Below are 213 nucleotides of genomic sequence, written 5' to 3'. Positions count from 1 at the left end.
TGATACGCCGGCGCATTACGCGTTCACCGAACGCTGCGCCGTGGATTTATTTTCGCGGTCGCAGCTCGCGCAGCTCCTACAGTCGCTTCGTGTAGGAGCTGCGCGAGCTGCGACCGCGAACTCTCAACTGCGTCGCAACCGCGATGACGCTCCGCGCTCAACCCTCGTAAGGCAGCGACAAATGCCCGTTCCACGACAGGAACAGCACTCCGC

The sequence above is a fragment of the Lysobacter sp. Root690 genome (genome assembly GCF_001427785.1).
Lineage (GTDB): Bacteria > Pseudomonadota > Gammaproteobacteria > Xanthomonadales > Xanthomonadaceae > Lysobacter.
The sequence above is the reverse complement of the archived record's forward strand: the minus strand, read 5'-3'. Positions refer to the sequence as shown.